The organism is Stagnihabitans tardus (assembly GCF_009925085.1).
GTDB lineage: Bacteria > Pseudomonadota > Alphaproteobacteria > Rhodobacterales > Rhodobacteraceae > Stagnihabitans > Stagnihabitans tardus.
This window is the reverse complement of sequence record NZ_JAABNR010000075.1, coordinates 1-1300: the sequence shown is the minus strand read 5'-3', so window position 1 is coordinate 1300 and position 1300 is coordinate 1. Positions and strand designations below refer to the sequence as shown.

At 52.6% G+C, this 1300-nt stretch carries 1 protein-coding gene; it reads left to right on the top strand.

The features are described 5' to 3' along the window. On the top strand, nt 1-1300 hold a 1300-nt coding region (locus tag GV832_RS21640; RefSeq protein ID WP_168776924.1), incomplete at both ends, for an FG-GAP repeat domain-containing protein.

Here is a 1300-nt window from a genome sequence, read left to right as displayed (position 1 = left end):
CTCAGCGTCACCGAGTTTGCAAGCGACTTTGTCGTCAATGCGACGGATGGTTCCGTGACTGCCGGATCGGCGGGAGCCCTGCCAGCCACCACCTTCACCTATTCCGACGATGTGCCGAACTATAACGCAGAGCCTTCTCAGGTGGGAGGCTTCTTTGGTCCCAACCCCATGTTCGTCGATGTGGAACCAGATGGACGTGATGAAGTAATTTTTCTGAAGGTTTACGGCGATTACAATCTTCAGGTCCCTCACCAATACAAGTATTTTCCGGCAACTGACTCGACGCCCGAGAGCATCATCGACGGCACCTACGCCTATCTCGCTGAGGCCTCGGATTACAATCGTCATACTGTTGTAATCACCCCCAAGAAGCGCAATCCGGTTGGTAGTCCAACAACCTATGTTACCGACACGAACTGGCCTTACAGCGGGATGCATGGAACCCTGCTGACCCAATACAATCTCACGGGCGTGGAAGTTGGCGGACGGCATGTTGACGGAGATACAGGCGTTGACTTCTCCATCGTGGAATTGGACGGTGATCGCTCTCCTGAGGCACTGGCACTTGGAAGGGGTTACTATGTGAACCTTGATGGCACTGGACTGCCTCTTACGGCAGCGCCGACTTCTGTTCCATCCCAAGTTAGTGGCGACGCTGCAGGAGATTTCGACGGAAATGGCATCTCGGACTTCATATGGACGGCAGCATCAAATTATTACTCCAGCGGAGTAATCTATCAATACCGCATGACTCGCATGCTGGACCCGCGCCTACAGGCTGCGGCATTGAATTCTGCGTTGATAATGGGACCAAACAGATATTTTGACCCTCTGTCGATTTATGCTCCAGAGTTCAGAACCTATGCCGATGTCAATGGAGATGGCCTTACCGACATAATTAAGGGAGAGACATACACCGTACATGTCACATCCAACACAGATGCTTGGAAACTGCGAATCTATGTTGGACTCTCAACTGGGTCAGGCTTTAAATCTGAACTCTGGTACGATGGCGATATGCCTCAAGATGTCTTGAGTTGCTTTTGTTTTAAGCCAGTGGTCACGGACTTGAACAAGGATGGTTTCTCAGATCTCTTTGTGACTGCAGGTTACTATTCAAACCAGCCGACAACCGGCCGTGCGTTTCTGAACACGGGTGCTGGCTTCAGCCGCTATTCTTCCCTGGACGTTCCTGCGTTTGTTGGAGCTGCGGATGTGAACGGGGATGCCCTGCCTGATTTGCTGGGCGGCGGAGGCGGGAACGGGACGATCCGCTATTCGTTTGGGCGGCCCGCGAACA